Source organism: Tabrizicola fusiformis (genome assembly GCF_013328815.1).
Taxonomy (GTDB): domain Bacteria; phylum Pseudomonadota; class Alphaproteobacteria; order Rhodobacterales; family Rhodobacteraceae; genus Fuscibacter.
The window spans coordinates 136,226-153,001 of the sequence record NZ_JABUHN010000010.1 but is presented as its reverse complement, the minus strand read 5'-3'; the positions used below and the strand labels follow the sequence as shown (position 1 = coordinate 153,001).

The 16,776-nt window shown below is 65.0% G+C and carries 17 protein-coding genes and 1 tRNA gene; 12 read left to right on the top strand and 6 right to left on the bottom strand.

Annotated elements, in window-relative coordinates; translation table 11 throughout:
* The first annotated feature begins 24 nt into the window (after window positions 1–24).
* The 6 genes from sufC to HS053_RS16430 all read left to right on the top strand — a co-directional run bounded on the left by sufC (window position 25) and on the right by HS053_RS16430 (window position 4,478).
* On the top strand, window positions 25–783 hold the full coding sequence (sufC, locus tag HS053_RS16455; RefSeq protein WP_174212356.1) for a Fe-S cluster assembly ATPase SufC: 759 nt from the start codon (window positions 25–27) through the stop codon (window positions 781–783).
* Entirely contained in the window at window positions 780–2,066 is a 1,287-nt protein-coding gene (gene sufD / locus HS053_RS16450; RefSeq protein ID WP_174212355.1) for a Fe-S cluster assembly protein SufD, read from the top strand. Before sufC ends, sufD begins: the two co-directional genes overlap by 4 nt.
* Complete coding sequence (locus HS053_RS16445) at window positions 2,067–2,549, top strand: YIP1 family protein (protein WP_174212354.1); 483 nt, start codon at window positions 2,067–2,069, stop codon at window positions 2,547–2,549.
* Complete coding sequence (locus tag HS053_RS16440; RefSeq protein ID WP_174212353.1) at window positions 2,549–3,118, top strand: YIP1 family protein; 570 nt, start codon at window positions 2,549–2,551, stop codon at window positions 3,116–3,118. The genes HS053_RS16445 and HS053_RS16440 overlap by 1 nt, the downstream gene beginning before the upstream one ends.
* A gap of 3 nt (window positions 3,119–3,121) precedes the next feature.
* Window positions 3,122–4,342 carry a cysteine desulfurase gene (locus tag HS053_RS16435; RefSeq protein WP_174212352.1) on the top strand — a complete coding sequence of 407 codons (1,221 nt, stop codon included), beginning with the start codon at window positions 3,122–3,124 and terminating at the stop codon, window positions 4,340–4,342.
* Between the two features lie 59 nt (window positions 4,343–4,401).
* A tRNA-Arg gene (locus HS053_RS16430) sits at window positions 4,402–4,478 on the top strand.
* A 148-nt stretch (window positions 4,479–4,626) separates the two neighbouring features.
* Here the strand turns inward: HS053_RS16430 and HS053_RS16425 are convergent.
* A complete protein-coding gene (locus tag HS053_RS16425; protein ID WP_174212351.1) occupies window positions 4,627–5,805 on the bottom strand; it encodes an NAD(P)/FAD-dependent oxidoreductase in 1,179 nt (392 codons plus the stop codon).
* Window positions 5,806–5,913: 108 nt separating this feature from the next.
* On the opposite strand from HS053_RS16425, the gene HS053_RS16420 reads away from it, so the two are divergent.
* The gene (locus HS053_RS16420; protein ID WP_174212350.1) at window positions 5,914–6,714 is read left to right on the top strand and encodes a helix-turn-helix transcriptional regulator; all 801 of its coding nucleotides are present in this window, start codon (window positions 5,914–5,916) and stop codon (window positions 6,712–6,714) included.
* A 339-nt stretch (window positions 6,715–7,053) separates the two neighbouring features.
* On the opposite strand, the gene tsf is transcribed toward HS053_RS16420, so the two are convergent.
* The 3 genes from tsf to HS053_RS16405 form a co-directional block, all read right to left on the bottom strand.
* Window positions 7,054–7,962: a translation elongation factor Ts gene (gene tsf / locus HS053_RS16415; RefSeq protein WP_174212349.1), complete on the bottom strand. Its 909-nt coding sequence runs from the start codon at window positions 7,960–7,962 to the stop codon at window positions 7,054–7,056.
* A gap of 67 nt (window positions 7,963–8,029) precedes the next feature.
* Window positions 8,030–8,788 carry a 30S ribosomal protein S2 gene (gene rpsB, locus HS053_RS16410; RefSeq protein WP_174212348.1) on the bottom strand — a complete coding sequence of 253 codons (759 nt, stop codon included), beginning with the start codon at window positions 8,786–8,788 and terminating at the stop codon, window positions 8,030–8,032.
* 157 nt (window positions 8,789–8,945) lie between these two features.
* Window positions 8,946–9,878: a homocysteine S-methyltransferase family protein gene (locus HS053_RS16405; protein WP_174212347.1), complete on the bottom strand. Its 933-nt coding sequence runs from the start codon at window positions 9,876–9,878 to the stop codon at window positions 8,946–8,948.
* Between the two features lie 170 nt (window positions 9,879–10,048).
* On the opposite strand from HS053_RS16405, the gene HS053_RS16400 reads away from it, so the two are divergent.
* The 3 genes from HS053_RS16400 to HS053_RS16390 are packed head-to-tail and all read left to right on the top strand — an operon-like array spanning window position 10,049 to window position 12,598.
* Window positions 10,049–10,939: a PfkB family carbohydrate kinase gene (locus HS053_RS16400; RefSeq protein ID WP_347233345.1), complete on the top strand. Its 891-nt coding sequence runs from the start codon at window positions 10,049–10,051 to the stop codon at window positions 10,937–10,939.
* Window positions 10,936–11,844, top strand: a complete 909-nt coding sequence (locus HS053_RS16395) for a pseudouridine-5'-phosphate glycosidase (RefSeq protein WP_174212345.1) — start codon at window positions 10,936–10,938, stop codon at window positions 11,842–11,844. Before HS053_RS16400 ends, HS053_RS16395 begins: the two co-directional genes overlap by 4 nt.
* A 55-nt stretch (window positions 11,845–11,899) precedes the next feature.
* On the top strand, window positions 11,900–12,598 hold the full coding sequence (locus HS053_RS16390) for a DUF502 domain-containing protein (RefSeq protein WP_174212344.1): 699 nt from the start codon (window positions 11,900–11,902) through the stop codon (window positions 12,596–12,598).
* Between the two features lie 5 nt (window positions 12,599–12,603).
* Here HS053_RS16390 and HS053_RS16385 read toward each other — a convergent pair whose 3' ends face one another.
* Together HS053_RS16385 and HS053_RS16380 are read right to left on the bottom strand one after the other, a co-directional pair.
* On the bottom strand, window positions 12,604–13,617 hold the full coding sequence (locus HS053_RS16385; protein WP_174212343.1) for a patatin-like phospholipase family protein: 1,014 nt from the start codon (window positions 13,615–13,617) through the stop codon (window positions 12,604–12,606).
* A gap of 143 nt (window positions 13,618–13,760) precedes the next feature.
* The gene (locus HS053_RS16380; protein ID WP_174212342.1) at window positions 13,761–14,537 is read right to left on the bottom strand and encodes a 3-hydroxybutyrate dehydrogenase; all 777 of its coding nucleotides are present in this window, start codon (window positions 14,535–14,537) and stop codon (window positions 13,761–13,763) included.
* Between the two features lie 267 nt (window positions 14,538–14,804).
* Between HS053_RS16380 and HS053_RS16375 the strand changes: the two genes are divergently transcribed.
* Both HS053_RS16375 and HS053_RS16370 read left to right on the top strand, forming a co-directional pair.
* Window positions 14,805–16,631, top strand: a complete 1,827-nt coding sequence (locus HS053_RS16375; protein WP_174212341.1) for an extracellular solute-binding protein — start codon at window positions 14,805–14,807, stop codon at window positions 16,629–16,631.
* Window positions 16,628–16,741: an entericidin EcnA/B family protein gene (locus HS053_RS16370; protein WP_174212340.1), complete on the top strand. Its 114-nt coding sequence runs from the start codon at window positions 16,628–16,630 to the stop codon at window positions 16,739–16,741. Before HS053_RS16375 ends, HS053_RS16370 begins: the two co-directional genes overlap by 4 nt.
* Window positions 16,742–16,776 lie beyond the last annotated feature (35 nt).

Here is a 16,776-nt window from a genome sequence, read left to right as displayed (position 1 = left end):
CGTCAAAAGTAGAATGAGGATAAAATGCTGGAAATCAACAACCTGCATGTGAAGCTTGAAGACGAGGACAAGGTGATCCTGCGCGGTGTCGATCTGAAGATTGGCGCAGGCGAGGTGCATGCCATCATGGGGCCGAACGGCTCGGGCAAGTCCACGCTGTCCTATGTGCTGTCGGGCCGCGATGGCTATGAAGTGACCGAGGGTTCCGCCACGCTGGAAGGGCAGGAACTTCTGGAGATGGAGCCGGAAGAGCGGGCGGCGGCGGGCCTGTTCCTTGCCTTCCAATATCCCGTGGAAATTCCGGGGGTTGGCAATATGACCTTCCTGCGCACCGCGTTGAATGCGCAGCGCAAGACCCGCGGCGAAGAGGAACTCTCGGCCGGGGATTTCCTGAAACTGGTGCGGGCCAAGGCCAAGACGCTGAAGATCGACGCGGAAATGCTGAAGCGTCCGGTCAATGTCGGTTTTTCGGGCGGCGAGAAGAAGCGCAACGAAATCCTGCAAATGGCCATGCTGGAACCCAAGATGTGCATTCTGGACGAGACCGATTCCGGCCTTGACGTGGATGCGATGAAGCTGGTGGCCGATGGCGTGAACGCGCTGCGCGATGCCGGGCGGTCTTTCCTTGTCATCACGCATTATCAACGGCTTCTGGACCATATCAAACCCGACGTGGTGCATATCATGGCCGCAGGCCGGATCATCAAGTCGGGTGGGCCGGAACTGGCGCTTGAGGTTGAGAACAACGGTTACGCCGATCTTCTGGCCGAGGTGGCGCAATGAACCTTCCCAAGGCGAAACAGGATGCGCTGACGGCGCGGCTTGCGGGCCTGTCCTTTGACGCCCGTGGCTGGCTGGGTGCGGCGCGGTCCGAGGCGCTGGCGCGGCTGGGCGCGATGGGCCTGCCGGGCAAGCGCGATGAATACTGGCGCTATACCGATCCGACCAGCCTGACCACGCCCGAGGCGCCGCCCGCCGCCGCCTTTGACGCCGGCGATGAGACGCCGGTGTTCGACGGTATCGACCGGGTGAAGCTGGTCTTCACCGATGGCGTGTTCGATGCTGACGCTTCGGACGATCTGACGCTGGCCGGGGTCGAGATCGAGCGGCTTGCCGAGGCTGGCGCGGCCGATATCCACTGGGCGCAGGGCCTTTATGGCGCGCTGGAGGCGCGGGGACAGACCCCGGTGCAACGCCCGCTGGCGGCGCTGGCCAGCGCCTTTGCCTCGGACGGCGTGCTGATCCGGGTGACGGGCCGGGCGGCCAAGCCGGTTTCCCTGATTTATCGCCATGTGTCAGAGACTTCCGATGCAATCCTGCATCACTGCGTGAAGCTTGAGCCGGGTGCCGAACTGACGCTCTTGGAAAACGGTCCCGCTGCCGCGCGCTTTACCAAGGTGCTGGAGGTCGAGGTGGGGACGGGCGCCCGCTTCCACCACATCCGCGCGCAGGGTCGTGACCACGCCCGCCGCGCGGCGACCCATGTCTTTGCCCGGATCGGGGCAGGGGCGCTGTTCAAATCCTTCACCCTGACCGCCAATGGCCGCCTGACGCGCAACGATGCGGTGCTGGAACTGGTGGGCGACGATGCCGTGGCCCATGTCGCGGGCGCCTCGATGGGCGACGGCGATTTCCACCATGACGACACCGTTTTCATCACCCATGAGGGCGAGCGTTGCGAAAGCCGTCAGGTTTTCAAGAAGGTGCTGAAGAATGGCGCCGTCGGCGTGTTTCAGGGCAAGATCCTGGTGAAGCCCGGCGCGCAAAAGACGGACGGCTATCAGATTTCCCAAAGCCTGCTTCTGGACGGCGACAGCCAGTTTCTGGCCAAGCCGGAACTGGAAATCTACGCCGATGACGTGAAATGCAGCCATGGCAGCACCTCGGGTGCGATTGACGATACCGCGCTTTACTACCTGCGCTCGCGTGGGGTGCCGCTGCGGCAGGCGCAATCGCTTTTGGTGCTGGCCTTCCTTGCCGAAGCGATTGGCGAGATCGAGGACGAGGCGATTGCCGAAGACATCCGCAGCCGTCTGGAGGGCTGGCTTCACCGCCACGCGCATTGAATGGCCGTCTCGACCGATATGCTGCGGGCATGGCGGCACCCAAGGGCGCTGATCCGCGAGAAGCTGGGGCAGGGGCCGCGCGAAGACCGCGCCCTTGCGCTGTTGATGGCGGCTTGCGGGCTGCTCTTCGTGGCGCAATGGCCGGTTCATGCCCGCGCCGCCTATCTGGACCCCACCACCCCGCTTGAGGCGCGGCTGGGCGGGGCGCTGCTGGGCAGCCTGTTCCTCCTGCCGCTGCTGGCCTATGCCGTGGCGGGTCTCAGCCATCTGGCGGCCCGGGCGGTCGGCGGCAAGGGGCAGGGGTTCGGGGCGCGTCTGGCGTTCTTCTGGGCGCTTCTGGCGGTGGCACCTGTGGCGCTGTTGCAGGGTCTGGTGGCCGGGATGATCGGGCCAAGCCCGGGGCTGATCGCGGTGCAACTGCTTGCCGGGGGCGGATTTTTGTGGATCTGGCTTTCAATGCTGGTCGAGGCGGAGCGCGGCTGATGCTGGAAGGTCTGGTGCTTGCGGCCCGCGATACGGTGATTGACGCGCGGGCGGGCGCGCAGCGGGTGATCGCGCTGCGGCTGCCGTTGGGCACGGCGGTTCTGGCGCTTCTGCTCACCTCGGTTCTGGCGGCCGTGCTGGCGGCGCTGACATTCCTCGCCTCGGGGATGGGCGACGATCCGGCGATGGCAGCGGTCTTTGGCAGCCCCTTCGGCCTTGCGCTGATGCAGGTCGCCGTGCAAGGCGTTGCGGCCTTTCTGATTTTCTTCATCGGACGGTTGTTCGGCGGCCGCGGGGCGCTGTCGGATGCGGTGGCGCTGATGGCCTGGCTTGAGGCGGTGCTGCTCTTGGTGCAACTGGCGCAGCTTGTGCTGATCTTTGCGCTGCCGCTTCTGGCCGAACTGCTGGGGCTGATGGCGATGGGGCTGTTCCTGTGGCTGCTGACGGTCTTTACCGCCGAGCTGCATGGCTTTCGCCGGCTGGGGATGGTGTTTCTGGGCATTCTGGCCACCGCGCTGGCGGTGGGCGTGCTGTTTGTCGGGATTTTGGGCATCAGCCCGGGAGGTTAAGCCATGTATGACGTGAACCGCATCCGCGCCGATTTCCCGATCCTGTCGCGGCAGGTGAACGGCAAGCCGCTGATCTATCTCGACAACGGTGCTTCGGCGCAAAAGCCGCAGGTGGTGATTGATGCGGTCACGCAGGCCTATTCGATGGAATATGCCAATGTTCACCGTGGCTTGCACTATCTCTCCAATCTTGCGACCGAAAAGTATGAAGCGGTGCGCGGCATTGTTGCGCGCTTTCTGAATGCCGGGTCGGAAGAGGAGATCGTCTTCACCTCGGGCACGACCGAGGGGATCAATCTGGTCTCTTACGCCTGGGCCGCGCCGCGTTTGCAGCCGGGCGACGAGATTGTTCTGTCGGTGCTGGAGCATCACGCCAATATCGTTCCGTGGCATTTTCTGCGGGAACGTCAAGGGGTTGTGCTAAAATGGGTGGATTGCGACGACAAGGGCGATCTTGACCCGCAGGCGGTGATCGACGCCATCGGGCCGAAAACCCGACTGGTCGCCGTGACCCAGATGTCGAATGTCACCGGAACCGTGGTGGATATTGCCGCGATCTGCGCCGCCGCCCGGGCGCGTGGCGTGCCGGTGCTGGTCGATGGCAGTCAGGGCGCGGTGCATATGCCGGTGGACGTGCAGGCCATGGGCTGCGACTTCTATGCGATCACCGGACATAAGCTATACGGGCCAAGCGGTTCCGGTGCGATATTCATTCGCCATGAGAGGATGGCCGAGATGCGGCCGTTCCTTGGCGGCGGCGATATGATCCGCGAGGTGACACGCGACACGGTGACCTACAACGACCCGCCCATGAAGTTTGAGGCCGGAACGCCTGGCATCGTGCAGCAGATCGGCATGGGCGTGGCGCTTGAATACCTGATGGCACTCGGCATGGCCTATATCGGCGCGCATGAGCGGGCCTTGCGCGACTATGCCCAAGCGCGGTTTTCGGGCCTCAACTGGTTGCAGATACAGGGAAATTCGACCGATAAGGGTGCGATCTTCTCCTTCACGCTGCAAGGGGCCGCCCATGCGCATGACATCTCGACCGTGCTGGACAAGCGCGGCATTGCCGTGCGTGCCGGCACCCATTGCGCCATGCCGCTGATGGAGCGGATGGGCCAGCACGCGACCTGCCGCGCGTCCTTCGGCCTTTATAACACCACCGAGGAAGTCGATGCGCTGATCTCGGCGCTGGAACTGTGTCACGAGCTTTTTGCCTGAACTTCCCGGCGGTTTCGCGTTGCACCGCCGGGCGTGTCAGGCTATAGCAGCGCGACAAGGCACCCATAGCTCAGCTGGATAGAGCGTTGCCCTCCGAAGGCAAAGGTCGCACGTTCGAATCGTGCTGGGTGCGCCAAACCTCCCACAGATGATTGTTCGATGTATTGACGGTTTGTCAGGCATTTCAGGGCTGTATCGGCATGGGCGGCGGGAGCTTATAATGACATAATATAGATTATGCGTTAATTGACCGTGCGGTGGGGGCCGCCCTGAGGCGGCCCTTTTTACACCACGGCGGCTTCGCGGAAGGCTTTGCCCTGCAGAACGCGGTCTATCGAAAGATCTGACAGATCAATGCTTTGCCAGCCGCCGTGCAGGATGTGTTCGGCCAGGCCGCGCCCGATGGCCGGCGATTGCTGCAGACCGTGGCCGGAGAAGCCGTTCATGAAGAAAAGGCTCGGCAGTTCCGGGTGCGGACCCAAAATCGCGTTCTGGTCCAAGGTGTTATAGGCGTAATGTCCCACCCAGTGGCGCACCACCTTCACCGCGTCAAAGCCCGGCGCGCGGTTCCAGAGTTGTTCCCAGATCACCTCTTCGAACAGGTTCAGGTCCGGCTCGAAATCGTCGGCGTCACAGGGGCCGTCGTTCTGCGGCACGGTGGCGGTAATCCACTGGCCCTGCTCGGGGCGCAGGTAAAATCCGGTATCCACCAGCAAGGGCGCATCGGGGTGGCGCGCGTTCGGGGCGTCGATCACGAAGACCGTGCGTTTGCGCGGCTCGACCGGCAGCGCAAGCCCGGCCCAGCCGGCGACCACGGCCGCACGGGTGCCCGCGGCATTCACCGCAGCATTGCAGGCGATCAGCCCGCCCTTGGCCAGATGCACGCCCGTCACCTTGCCGCCGGTGATTTCCAGCCCCACCGCCTCATCCGTCACAAACCGCGCGCCCTGCGCCTTGGCTGCGGCGCGGAAACCGGCCAAAAGGCCCATATTGTCGAACCAGCCTTCGTCCCGGGTGCCGAAGCTGCCTGCCGACAGATCTTCGACATTCAGCCAGGGAAAGCGCGCCTGCACCTGCGCCGGGGTCCAGACCTCGGTCGCGGCGCCGTGGCTGCGCTGCATGGCGGCCAGCTCTTCCAAAAGCGTGGCCCCCTCGGCGGTATGCGACAGGAAGAGATAGCCGTTTTCTTTCAGACCCAGGCTCCCTACCCCGGCCTCAACCCCAAGCCGTTCAGGGAAATTCCGAATAAAATCAACGCCGAACCGCGAGATTTCCACATTCACCGCCGTCGAGAACTGTGAGCGGATCGAGGCGACTGACAGCGCGGTCGAGGCTTTGGCAAAGCTGATGTCACGCTCGGCCACCAGCACCCGCAGGCCGGGCTGCATCCGGGTCAGCCAATAGGCGCAAGAGGCGCCCATCACCGCCCCGCCAATGATCACCACATCCACGCCTTCGGTCATCTCGCCTTCTCCGCCGTTGAACGGTCTCGACAGACCGTTGCGCGAAGGCATAGACTTCGGTCGGGGAAAGGACAAGCCGGGCGAATTACCGCAACCGCTTGTCGCAAAATGGGGAAAGCCGACGTGACAGAAATACTGTCGCTTTTGACACGCATTGCCGAGGCCAAGGCGATGGCCGAGGTCTGGTCGCTGGCAACCTCGCATCTGGCTGCGATGGGGTTTTCGCGGGTGAATTACGGTTTCACCCTGTTTCGCGGCAAACGGTCGGTCGGTGACCCGGATGATGCGCTGTTTCTGACCACGGCGGACCCGGTCTATGCGCAATTCTACTTCCGCAACGGATTTTTCGCCAAGACGCCGGCCTTTCGCTGGACGCTGAACAATGTCGGCGCCTGCACCTGGTCCTGGGTGCGCGAGGCGTTTCTGGCGGGCCGCCTGACGCCGGAAGAGGCCGAAACCGTGCGCCAGAACCTTGCCATGGGGATCGTGGCCGGCATCACGGTGAGTTTCCCCGAAAGCTCGACCCGGGCCAAGGGCGCGATGGGGCTGATCGCCGATCCGGGGCTGGACCCGCCCACGGTTGACCGCATCTTCGAGATGCGGCGGGACGAGATTCTGGCGCTGTGCCACATGATGCACCTGAAGCTGACGCACCTGCCCTTCCCCACCGCCCGCCGACCGCTGACCCAGCGGCAGCGCGAGGCGCTGGAATGGGTGGCCGATGGCAAGACCACGCAGGATGTGGCGCTGTTGATGGAGATTTCACCGGCCATGGTGGAAAAGCACCTGCGCTTGACGCGCGAGGCGTTGAGCGTGGACACCACGGCGCAGGCGGTGGCCAAGGCGGCGCTGATGAACCTAATCTTCACCCCCGACCCCGAGCCGGAACCGCTGGTCGCGGTGAGGTAGGGAATCCCTGACTTTCGTCAAGCCTGCCAAAATGGGACGTTTTCCGCGTTCCGTGAGTGATGGCTTCGGCCAGGAACAGCAGACGGGGATGGATTGCATTTTCAGTCCTGACCCGTCTGCAACGGCTGGCCGCGCTTCCCCGGCGTGGCTTCTCCCTGTCTGGGGCCGGTTCTTTGCCGGCTGGCCCTGCTTGGCCCTGCCCTCTGCCCGCATCCCCTGGGCATGGCGCGCGGTGCAGTCCGATGGGCTGCACCGCTTTTTCATGGCGATAGGACAGGGCAAAAAGAAAAGGGGCACCGGGTTGCCCCGATGCCCCTGCCCTGCAATCTGCGAGATGGATCAGCCCTGAACCATCTTGGCGACTTCGGCTGCGAAGTCTTCTTCCTTCTTCTCGACGCCTTCGCCCACCATCACCCGGGCATAGCCGGTGATTTCGACGCCGGCTTCCTTGGCGGCGGCTTCCACCGTCACGTCCGGGTTGATCACGAAAGCCTGGCCCAGCAGCGTGTTTTCCGACAGGAAGCGCTTCATGCGGCCCGGGATGATGTTGTTGTGGATCACGGCATCCGGCTTCGGCTTGGCCGAGGAGGCGTTTTCTTCCAGCGCCTTGGAGGTTTGCACCGCCAGTTCACGCTCGACGATCACCGGGTCCAGCGTCGCTTCGGAGAGCGACAGCGGGTTGGTGGCGGCGATGTGCATGGCGAATTGCTTGCCGATGGCCTGCGCCTTGTCGGCCGGGCCGTTCAGCGCGACCAGCACGCCGATCTTGCCCATGCCTTCGGTGGCGGCGTTGTGGACATAGGACACAACGGTTTCGCCTTCCAGAATGTGCATCCGGCGGAAGGTCATGTTTTCGCCGATCCGGGCGATCGATTCCTGGATCACCTCGTCAACGGTCTTGCCGTTGAGGTCGGCAGCCCGCACCACTTCAACCGACTCGCCGGTTTGCAGCGCCACCTTGGCCACTTCGCGCACCAGCGACTGGAAGTCGGCGTTCTTGGCGACAAAGTCGGTTTCCGAGTTGATTTCCACGGCCACGCCGCGGCCATCGGTCACGGCGACGCCCACCAGACCTTCGGCGGCAACGCGGTCGGCCTTCTTGGCGGCCTTGGCAAGGCCCTTGGTGCGCAGCCAGTCAACGGCGGCTTCCATGTCGCCATTGGTCTCGGTCAGCGCCTTCTTGGCGTCCATCATGCCTGCGCCGGTCGAATCGCGCAGTTCCTTCACCATCGCTGCGGTGATTGTCATGTCAGTCTCCTGAAAACGGATATGGCCCGGCGGCTAACACCGCCGGGTATCAAGCATGTGACGGGGCTCAGGCCTCGACAGCGGCGTCTTCTTCGGGCGCCGCTTCCAGCGCGCCAAGGTCAACGCCGGCGGCGCCCAATTGGGCCGACATGCCGTCCAGCGCCGCACGGGCCACCAGTTCGCAGTAAAGCGAGATGGCGCGGGCCGCGTCGTCATTGCCGGGGATGATATAGTCCACGCCCTTGGGCGAGCAGTTGGTGTCAACCACGGCCACAACCGGAATGCCCAGCTTCTGCGCTTCCAGAATAGCGAGGTCTTCCTTGCCAACGTCGATGATGAAGATCAGGTCCGGGGTGCCGCCCATTTCACGGATGCCGCCCAGCGAAGCCTGCAGCTTCGCCTGATCGCGTTCCATGTTCAGACGCTCTTTCTTGGTCAGGCCCTCGGCGCCCGAAGCCAGAACTTCGTCGATCTGCTTCAGACGGTTGATCGACAGCGAGATGGTCTTCCAGTTGGTGAGCGTGCCGCCCAGCCAGCGGTGGTTCATGTAGAATTGCGCGCAACGCTCGGCTGCTTCGGCGATCGGCTTTTGCGCCTGACGCTTGGTGCCGACGAACAGGATCCGGCCGCCCTTGGCGACGGTGTCGCGCACGACCTTGAGTGCGGCGTCCAGCATCGGGACGGTCTGCGTCAGGTCGAGAATGTGGATGCCGTTGCGGTCCCCATAGATGAACTCGCCCATCTTGGGGTTCCAGCGTGCGGTCTGGTGGCCGTAGTGAACGCCAGCTTCCAAAAGCTGACGCATGGTGAACTCGGGAAGAGCCATGTCCGTATCCTTTCCGGTTTTGCCCTTGGCAGGTGATCTCAGGGTTTCCCCCAACCGGTGGACCCTGCGGGATTTCTCCCCGCAAAGGCCCGCACCTGCCTGTGAAGTGCGCGCCCTTTACGCTGGCCGGATCAGGAACGCAAGCCGAAAGACCGGATCAGCGGCATTTGTGGCCGATGGCCGCGACATGGCGCAGATCGGTGCCGCAACAGCCGCCCAGCACCCGCAGCCCCGGCAGATGGCGGCGCAGCGCGGCATAGTCCGCCGCCAGCGCCTGCGGGTCGCCCGCGTCCAGCTCGGTCGCCTCATCCAGCTCGGCATGGCTGAGGCGTGAGGCATTGGCCCGGATCGCACCGATCCGCCCGGCCCAGCCGCCGCGCAACTGGTCGGCGAAATGCGACGGGTGGGCGCAGTTGATGCCATACCACGCCGGGTAACCGTCGGTGGCGGCATCGACAAGGGCCGTCGCCTCTTGCAGGGTCTGGCCGCCGATCAGCCGCCCGTCGGTTTCCACCGTGAAAGACAGCGCCACCGGCACCCCCATATCCTGCGCCGCCTCGGCAATGCCGATCGCCTCGCCGGTCGAGGAGATCGTCACCGCCGTCACCATATCCACGCCCGCGTCGGCCAGAACGGCCACCTGCCGGTGGTGATAGTCAAAGGCTTCGTCCGGGCCCAGCACGCTGTCGGGCCGGTAGGCATCGCCATGCGGGCCGATCACGCCGTTGATGATGGCCGCACCGCGGCCGTGGCCATCGCGCAGACCCTGGGCAAAGGCCACCGCCGCCCGGTTGGCGCGGTCGATCGCGCCCGGGGCAAGGCCCATCACCTCGCCCCAGCCTTCGCTGGCCCGCCATGTGGCGGTGTCCAGCACAAAGCCCATGTCCAGGGCCGCCGCCTGATCGAGAAAGCCGGTGAAATAGCGTTCCAGCGCCGCCCTGCCCGCGGGATCGTCCAGCAGGGGAAAGGCCGCGAATTGCGGCAGTTCCAGCCCTTCAAGAAAGATCATCGCGGTTTCCAGCCCGCCATCCGTCAGATGCAGCCCGCCGCCCATTCGGGACAAAAGCGCTGCGGTGGCCTCGCGTGACATCCTGCCCTCCCCGGCCCCACGCCCAAAGACCGCAACCGCGGGACCACCCGGCTGCGGTCCGCCCCCCGCAAGGGAAAGGCCCTGCCCCGCCATCCTAGCACGGAATTGCCGCCGCTGCGACGGCTGCAACCCCCCTTGCGCCTCTGGCGATGGCGGGCGATGAAAGGGCCATGACACCGGATATCCTCTGCATCGGCTCTGTCCTGTGGGACATCATCGGGCGTTCGCCCTCCTCCATGCGGCTGGGCGCCGATGTGCCCGGGCGCATCACCCGGCTGCCCGGCGGGGTGGCGATGAACATTGCCATGACGCTGGCCCGCTTTGGCCTGACCCCCGCCATCCTGACCGCCATCGGCCGCGACGCCGAAGGGGATGAGCTGATCGCCGCCTGTGCCCGTCTGGGCCTGCGGGTCGATCATGCCTATCGCTCGGATGACCTGCCGACCGACCGCTATATGGCGGTCGAAGGCGCCAATGGCCTGATCGCGGCCATTGCCGATGCCCATTCGCTTGAAGCGGCGGGGGACAAGATCCTTGCCCCGCTGGCCGATGGCGCCTTGGGAACGGTTGCGGCGCCCTGGCCCGGCCTGATCGCGCTGGACGGCAACCTGACCGAGGCGCTGCTGTCGCGCATCGCCGACAGCCCGCTGTTCGCTGCCGCCGATCTGCGCGTCGCCCCCGCCAGCCCCGGCAAGGCCGAGCGTCTGCGCCCGCTGATGCGCCATCCCCGCGCCACGCTGTATGTGAACCTCGAAGAGGCCAACCTGCTGACGCAGGGCTGCGCCGAAACCGCCGCCGAGGCCGCCGAGGCGCTTTTGCTGCGCGGGGCCGCCCGGGTGCTGGTCACCCATGGCGGCCAGCCCTGCGCCGAGGGCACGCAAGGCGCGGGTGTGATCACCGCCACGCCACCGCAGGTCATGGTCGCCCGCGTCACCGGCGCCGGCGACACCTTCATGGCGGCCCATATCGTGGCCGAACGTCAGGGCGCCCCGCGGGCCGAGGCCCTTGCCCGCGCCATCCACGCCGCCGCAATCTATGTATCCGGAGACATCGGCACATGAGCCTTCCCCTCACCTTCGCCCCCGAAGTGGCCGCCGCCCGTGCTGCTGGCACCCCCATCGTGGCGCTGGAATCCACCATCATCACCCATGGGATGCCCTTCCCACAAAACGTAGAAGCCGCCCGCGCCGTCGAGGCCGAGGTGCGCGCCCATGGCGCCACCCCCGCAACGATTGCCATCATGGACGGCCAGATTCACATCGGCCTGACCGATGCCCTTCTGGACCGTCTTGGACAGGCGTCCCATGTTGCCAAACTGTCGCGCGCCGATCTGGCGGCCTGTCTGGCGACTGGCGGCATGGGGGCAACCACGGTTGCCGCCACGATGATCTGTGCGCAACTGGCCGGGGTCGAGGTTTTTGCCACCGGCGGCATCGGCGGCGTGCATCGCGGCGCCGAAACCTCGTTCGACATTTCGGCCGACCTGCCGGAACTCGCCGCAACGGCGGTGACCGTGGTGGCGGCGGGGGCCAAGGCCATTCTCGACCTGCCCAAGACGCTGGAATATCTGGAAACCGCCGGCGTGCCGGTGATCGCCTTCGGGCAGGATGATTTCCCCGCCTTCTGGTCGCGCTCGTCCGGTTTGAAGGCCCCCCTGCGGATGGACAGCGCCGAGGCCATCGCCGCCGCTCACCGGATGCGCGGGCGGCTGGGCCTGCCGGGCGGGCAACTGGTGGCCAACCCGATCCCGGTCGAGGCCGAAATCCCGCGTGCCGAAATCACCCCCGCCATCGAAACCGCGCTGGCCGAGGCCGAGGCGCAGGGCATTGCCGCCAAAGAGGTGACGCCCTTCCTTCTGGACCGCATCCTTGCCCTGACCGAGGGGCGCTCGCTGACCTCGAACATCGCCCTTGTTCTGAACAATGCGCGGCTGGGGGCGGCAATTGCGCGGGCTTTGACGCGCTGACGCATTGTGCCCGGCGGGCCGGCTGCCTAGATTGGGAACGCTTGCAGGAGGCCCCATGTCCGAACCCGATCACCCCGCGCGCCGTTCCCTTCTCGGGGCGCTGCGTTCCTCTTTCCTGACCGGGCTTGTCGTGGTGCTGCCGGTCGGCCTGACGATCTATGTCGTCTGGGGCGTGATCGGCTGGATCGACGGCTGGATCCTGCCGCTGATCCCCTCGCATCTGCAACCCGATGCCCTGATGCGCCGCTATTTCGGCCCCGAGGCGAATTTCCCGGTGCGCGGCGTGGGGGTGTTGGTCTTCCTTGTCTTCACCGCGCTGATGGGCTGGCTGGCGCGCGGGCTGATCGGGCGCACCCTGATGCGGCAGGCCGAAGGCATCGTGGACCGGGTTCCCTTGGTGCGTTCGATCTATTCCGGGGTGAAACAGGTCACCGAGACCTTCTTTGCCAAATCCGAGAAAAGCTTTGACCGCACCTGTCTGGTGGAATTTCCCCGCCCCGGAAGCTGGGCCGTGGGCATGGTCTCGGCCGCGCCCAAGGGCGAAATCGCGGCTAAGCTGCCCGAAGGCGAAGAGATGGTCTCGGTCTTTCTCGGCCTGACGCCGCTGACCTCGGGGATGTTGCTGTTCGTGCCTGCGCGCGAGGTGATCTTCCTCGACATGAAGGCGGATGAGGCGATCCGGCTGATCGTTTCGGCCGGTCTGGTCTATCCGGTGACCAAGGAACAGGCGCAGGCGGCCATCGCCGCCCGCTGATCCGTTCACGACAGCAGGCTGGCGATGTCCAGCGTCGCCTCATGGCCCAGCTTGGCGCGGCCCGCGCGCAGGAATTTCGACGCCGCCCGCCGCCCCGCCTGATGCAGGCTTTCGATCAGCCGCGGATTGGGCAACAGCTTGGACCCCGCCGAAAGCGCGGTCATCGTGGCATCGTCGGCAATCAGATGCAGCCGCACATCCTTCATCCGCCCCCGCTCGACCCGGCCCTCCGCGATCAGGCGGCGGACAAAGCCGATGGCCCGCAACTCTCCCAACAGGGCGGCGTTGAAGCTGATTTCATTGATGCGGTCCTGTATTTCCATCGGCGTCACCGGCAGGCCCGGCCGCTCCATCGGGTTGATCGACACGATCAGCACATCATCCGGCAGATCGGGCGCAAACAGCGGAAACAGCGCCGGATTGCCAGAATAACCGCCATCCCAATAGGGCTCGCCCTCAATCTCCACCGCCTGAAATACCGTCGGCAGACAGGCCGAGGCCAACAGCACCGCCGGGGTGATCTCTTCGCCCGAAAACACCCGGATGCGCCCGCTTTTGACCCGGGTCGCCCCGATGAAAAGCTGTGGCCCCTTGTCGGCACAGACGCCCGCAAAATCCAGCCGCCGCACCACCGGCTCGAGCGGATTGCTCCAGCCGGGCCCCCAGGCATAGGGGGTGACCAGTTGCGCCGCGATCCCCGCCGGTGAGACCGGCATGGTCGAGGTCACGAAATCCGCCACCGCCGCCGCCTGCGGCCAGAGCGCCTTGAGCCAGGGCGCCAGCCGCAGGTCGCCCAACTCTGCCACATCGGCCCAAAGCCGCGCCAGACTGGCCCGCGCCCCCGCCGCCCCATCGGCAAGCCAGCCGGCCTTCAGCGCCGCCGCATTCAGCGCCCCCGCCGAGGTGCCCGAAATGGCGGCAATCTCCAGCCCCTCTTCCTCCAGCAGCCGGTCCAGAACGCCCCAGGTAAAGGCGCCATGCGCGCCGCCACCCTGCAAGGCCAGGTTGATCCGTGTCATCGCTTCTCCTGATCTGCCGGCACGGGTGACGCCTCCGGCGGGAGTATTTGGCAAGGTGCAAATCCTGCGATGCCTTGCCATTTGCACCTTTTGAAATACTCCCCCGGAGGGGCGACGCTGGCCGCCTGCGCTGCCGTCCGGCCTTAGAGCGCCGTCCAGCCGCCATCGACCGAGATTGTCGTGCCGGTCACCTGATCGGCATGGGGGCTGCAAAGGTAAACCACGGTGCCGCCGATCTGTTCCACCGTGGCGAACTGGCGCGAGGGCTGGCGTTGCAGCATCACCTCGCGGATCACGGTCTCGCGGTCCATGTTGTATTGCTTCATCGTGTCGGGGATCTGCGCTTCGACCAGCGGGGTCAGCACATAGCCCGGGCAGACCGCGTTGCAGGTGATGCCCTTGCCCGCCACTTCCAGCGCCACGGTCTTTGACAGGCCGACCACGCCATGCTTGGCCGCGACATAGGCCGATTTGAACGGGCTGGCGGTCAGGCCATGGGCCGAGGCGATGTTGACCACCCGGCCCCAGCCCTTGGCCTTCATCCCCGGCAGGGCGGCGGCGGTGGTGTGGAAGGCGGAGGACAGGTTGATCGCCAGAATCTGGTTCCACTTGTCCACCGGGAATTCATCCACCGCCGCCACGAACTGGATGCCCGCGTTGTTCACCAGAATGTCGCAGCCGCCGGCCTTTTCGATCAGGGCGCGGCAATCCTCGCCCTTGGACATGTCGGCAGCGATGTAGCGGGCGCTCACCGCATGGCGGGCGCCCAGCGCCTCGGCCAGCGCGTGATCCTCGGGGCGGTCGGTGAAGCTGTTCAGCACCACATCGGCGCCCGCCCGCGCCAGTTCCTCGGCCACGCCAAGGCCGATGCCCGAGTTGGAGCCGGTGATGATGGCGGTCTTGCCGCGGAGCAGGGCCATGGGAGCCTCCTTTTCTGGTTCGGCGCCAGCCTACATGCTGCACCTGCAAAGGAAAGCCACGAGCCCGTGTGCAATGCCAAAAAAAACGCCGGCGCGAGGCCGGCGTTAAGTCATTGAGGCAGGTTTCATACAGGCAAGAAACCTATCGAGCAGTAAGCATCTTATACGCCGCCTTTCTGAGCTATCCAAGCTAAAAGTTTGAATTGGCTGGCAAGCCGTCTTAGGCTGGTGGTCAAGAAAACCACGCGGCGGAGGATTGTTGCCGGAATGAAACAGGATTTTTTCACACCCTTGCGCCTTGGCCTGCGGGCGCTCGGGGCGGCGGCGATTCTCGGTCTGGCGGCTGCGGCGGCAGGGGCCGAACCGCGCCACGGCATAGCTATGTATGGCGAACCGGCGCTTCCACCCGATTTTGTGTCGCTGCCGCAGGCGAACCCCGATGCCCCGCAGGGCGGCCGCATCGTGCTAGGCGAGGCGGGCAGCTATGATTCGCTCAATCCCTTCATCGTCAAGGGTTCGCCCGCCACCGGCATCGCCGCGCTGACGGTCGAAACGCTGATGGGCCGCAACTATGACGAACCCTTCACGCTTTACGGCCTTCTGGCCGAATCGGTCGAGACGGATCCGGCCCGGACATGGGTGGAATTCACCCTGCGGGAGGGCGTCCGATTCTCGGACGGCAGCCCGGTGACGGTCGAGGATGTGATCTGGTCCTTCGAAAAGCTGGGGGTCGATGGCCATACCCGCTATTCCGCCGCCTGGAAGAAGATCGCCAAATCCGAACAGACCGGCCCGCGCAGCGTGCGCTTCACCTTCAACACCGAAGACCGCGAATTGCCGCTGATCCTCGGCCTGCGGCCGATCCTGAAAAAGGCGCAGTGGGAGGGCAAGGATTTCACCGTGGCCGGGCTTGAGGCGCCCATCGGTTCCGGCCCCTATGTGATCGACAGCTTCGAGCCGGGCCGCGCGATTGCTTACAAGAAGAACCCCGACTGGTGGGGCAAGGATCTGCCGTTCAACCGCGGTCTCTATAACATCGGCGAAATCCGCTATGAGTATTTCGGCGACAGTCTGGTGGTGTTCGAGGCGTTCAAGGCCGGCGACATCATGAGCTACCGCGAGGCGAACCCGGCAAAATGGGCGGCCAACTATGATTTCCCGGCGATTGCCTCGGGCGATGTGATCAAGGCGGAAATCCCGCATTCCCGCCCCTCGGGGATCGAGGGCTTTGCCTTCAACATGCGCAAGCCGGTCTTTGCCGACTGGCGCGTGCGTGAGGCGCTGATCCAAACTTTCAACTTTGAACTGGTGAACCAGACGCTGAACGCGGGCGCCCTGCCCCGGATCAGCTCGTATTTCGGCAATTCGGTTCTGGCGGGCGATGTGACCAATCCGGCTGCCGGGCCGGTTCTGGCGCTGCTTGAGCCCTATAAGGACAGCCTCCTGCCCGGCGCGCTGGAGGGCTATTCCCTTCCGGTCAGCGATGGCAGCGTGACCAACCGCGCCGGGCTGCGCAAGGCGACGGCCCTGCTGGAAGAGGCGGGCTGGACGGTGCAGGACGGCGTGCTGGCGAATGCGGCGGGCGAACCTTTCGCCTTTGAAATCCTGTTGCAGATCGGTGCCGACGACAGCATCGCCACGGCAAACATCTATGTCGAGGCGCTGAAGGCCCTTGGCATTGCCGCCAAGGTGACCGTGGTCGATTCGGCGCAATACAAGGAACGCACCACCGGCTTTGACTTTGACATGACGCATTACATCCGGTCGCTGTCGCTGTCGCCCGGCAATGAGCAGACGCTCTACTGGGGTTCGAGCGGGGTGAACGAGCCGGGGTCGCGCAACTGGATGGGGGTCAATTCGCCCGCCGTGGACGGGCTGATCGCCACCATGCTGACCGCGGACACGCCGGAAGCCTTTACCCAGACGGTGCAGGCGCTGGACCGGGTGCTGATTTCGGGGCGTTATGTGGTGCCGTTCGGTTATTCGCCGGTCTCGCGTCTGGCCTATGCCAAGAGCCTGCATTATCCTGACCATGTGCCGCTTTACGGCGATTGGCTGGGCTTTCAGCCCGATGTCTGGTGGGTTCAGGAATGAAGAAACTTGCGCTCTTGGCGCTGATCACCTTGGGCGCCTGCAACACGATTGCAGGCGCGGGCGAAGATGTCTCTGGCGGCGCGCGCACCGTTCAGGGCTGGTTCAACTGAGGGGCCGGGCACCGATGTCTTCGAAGACATCGGAC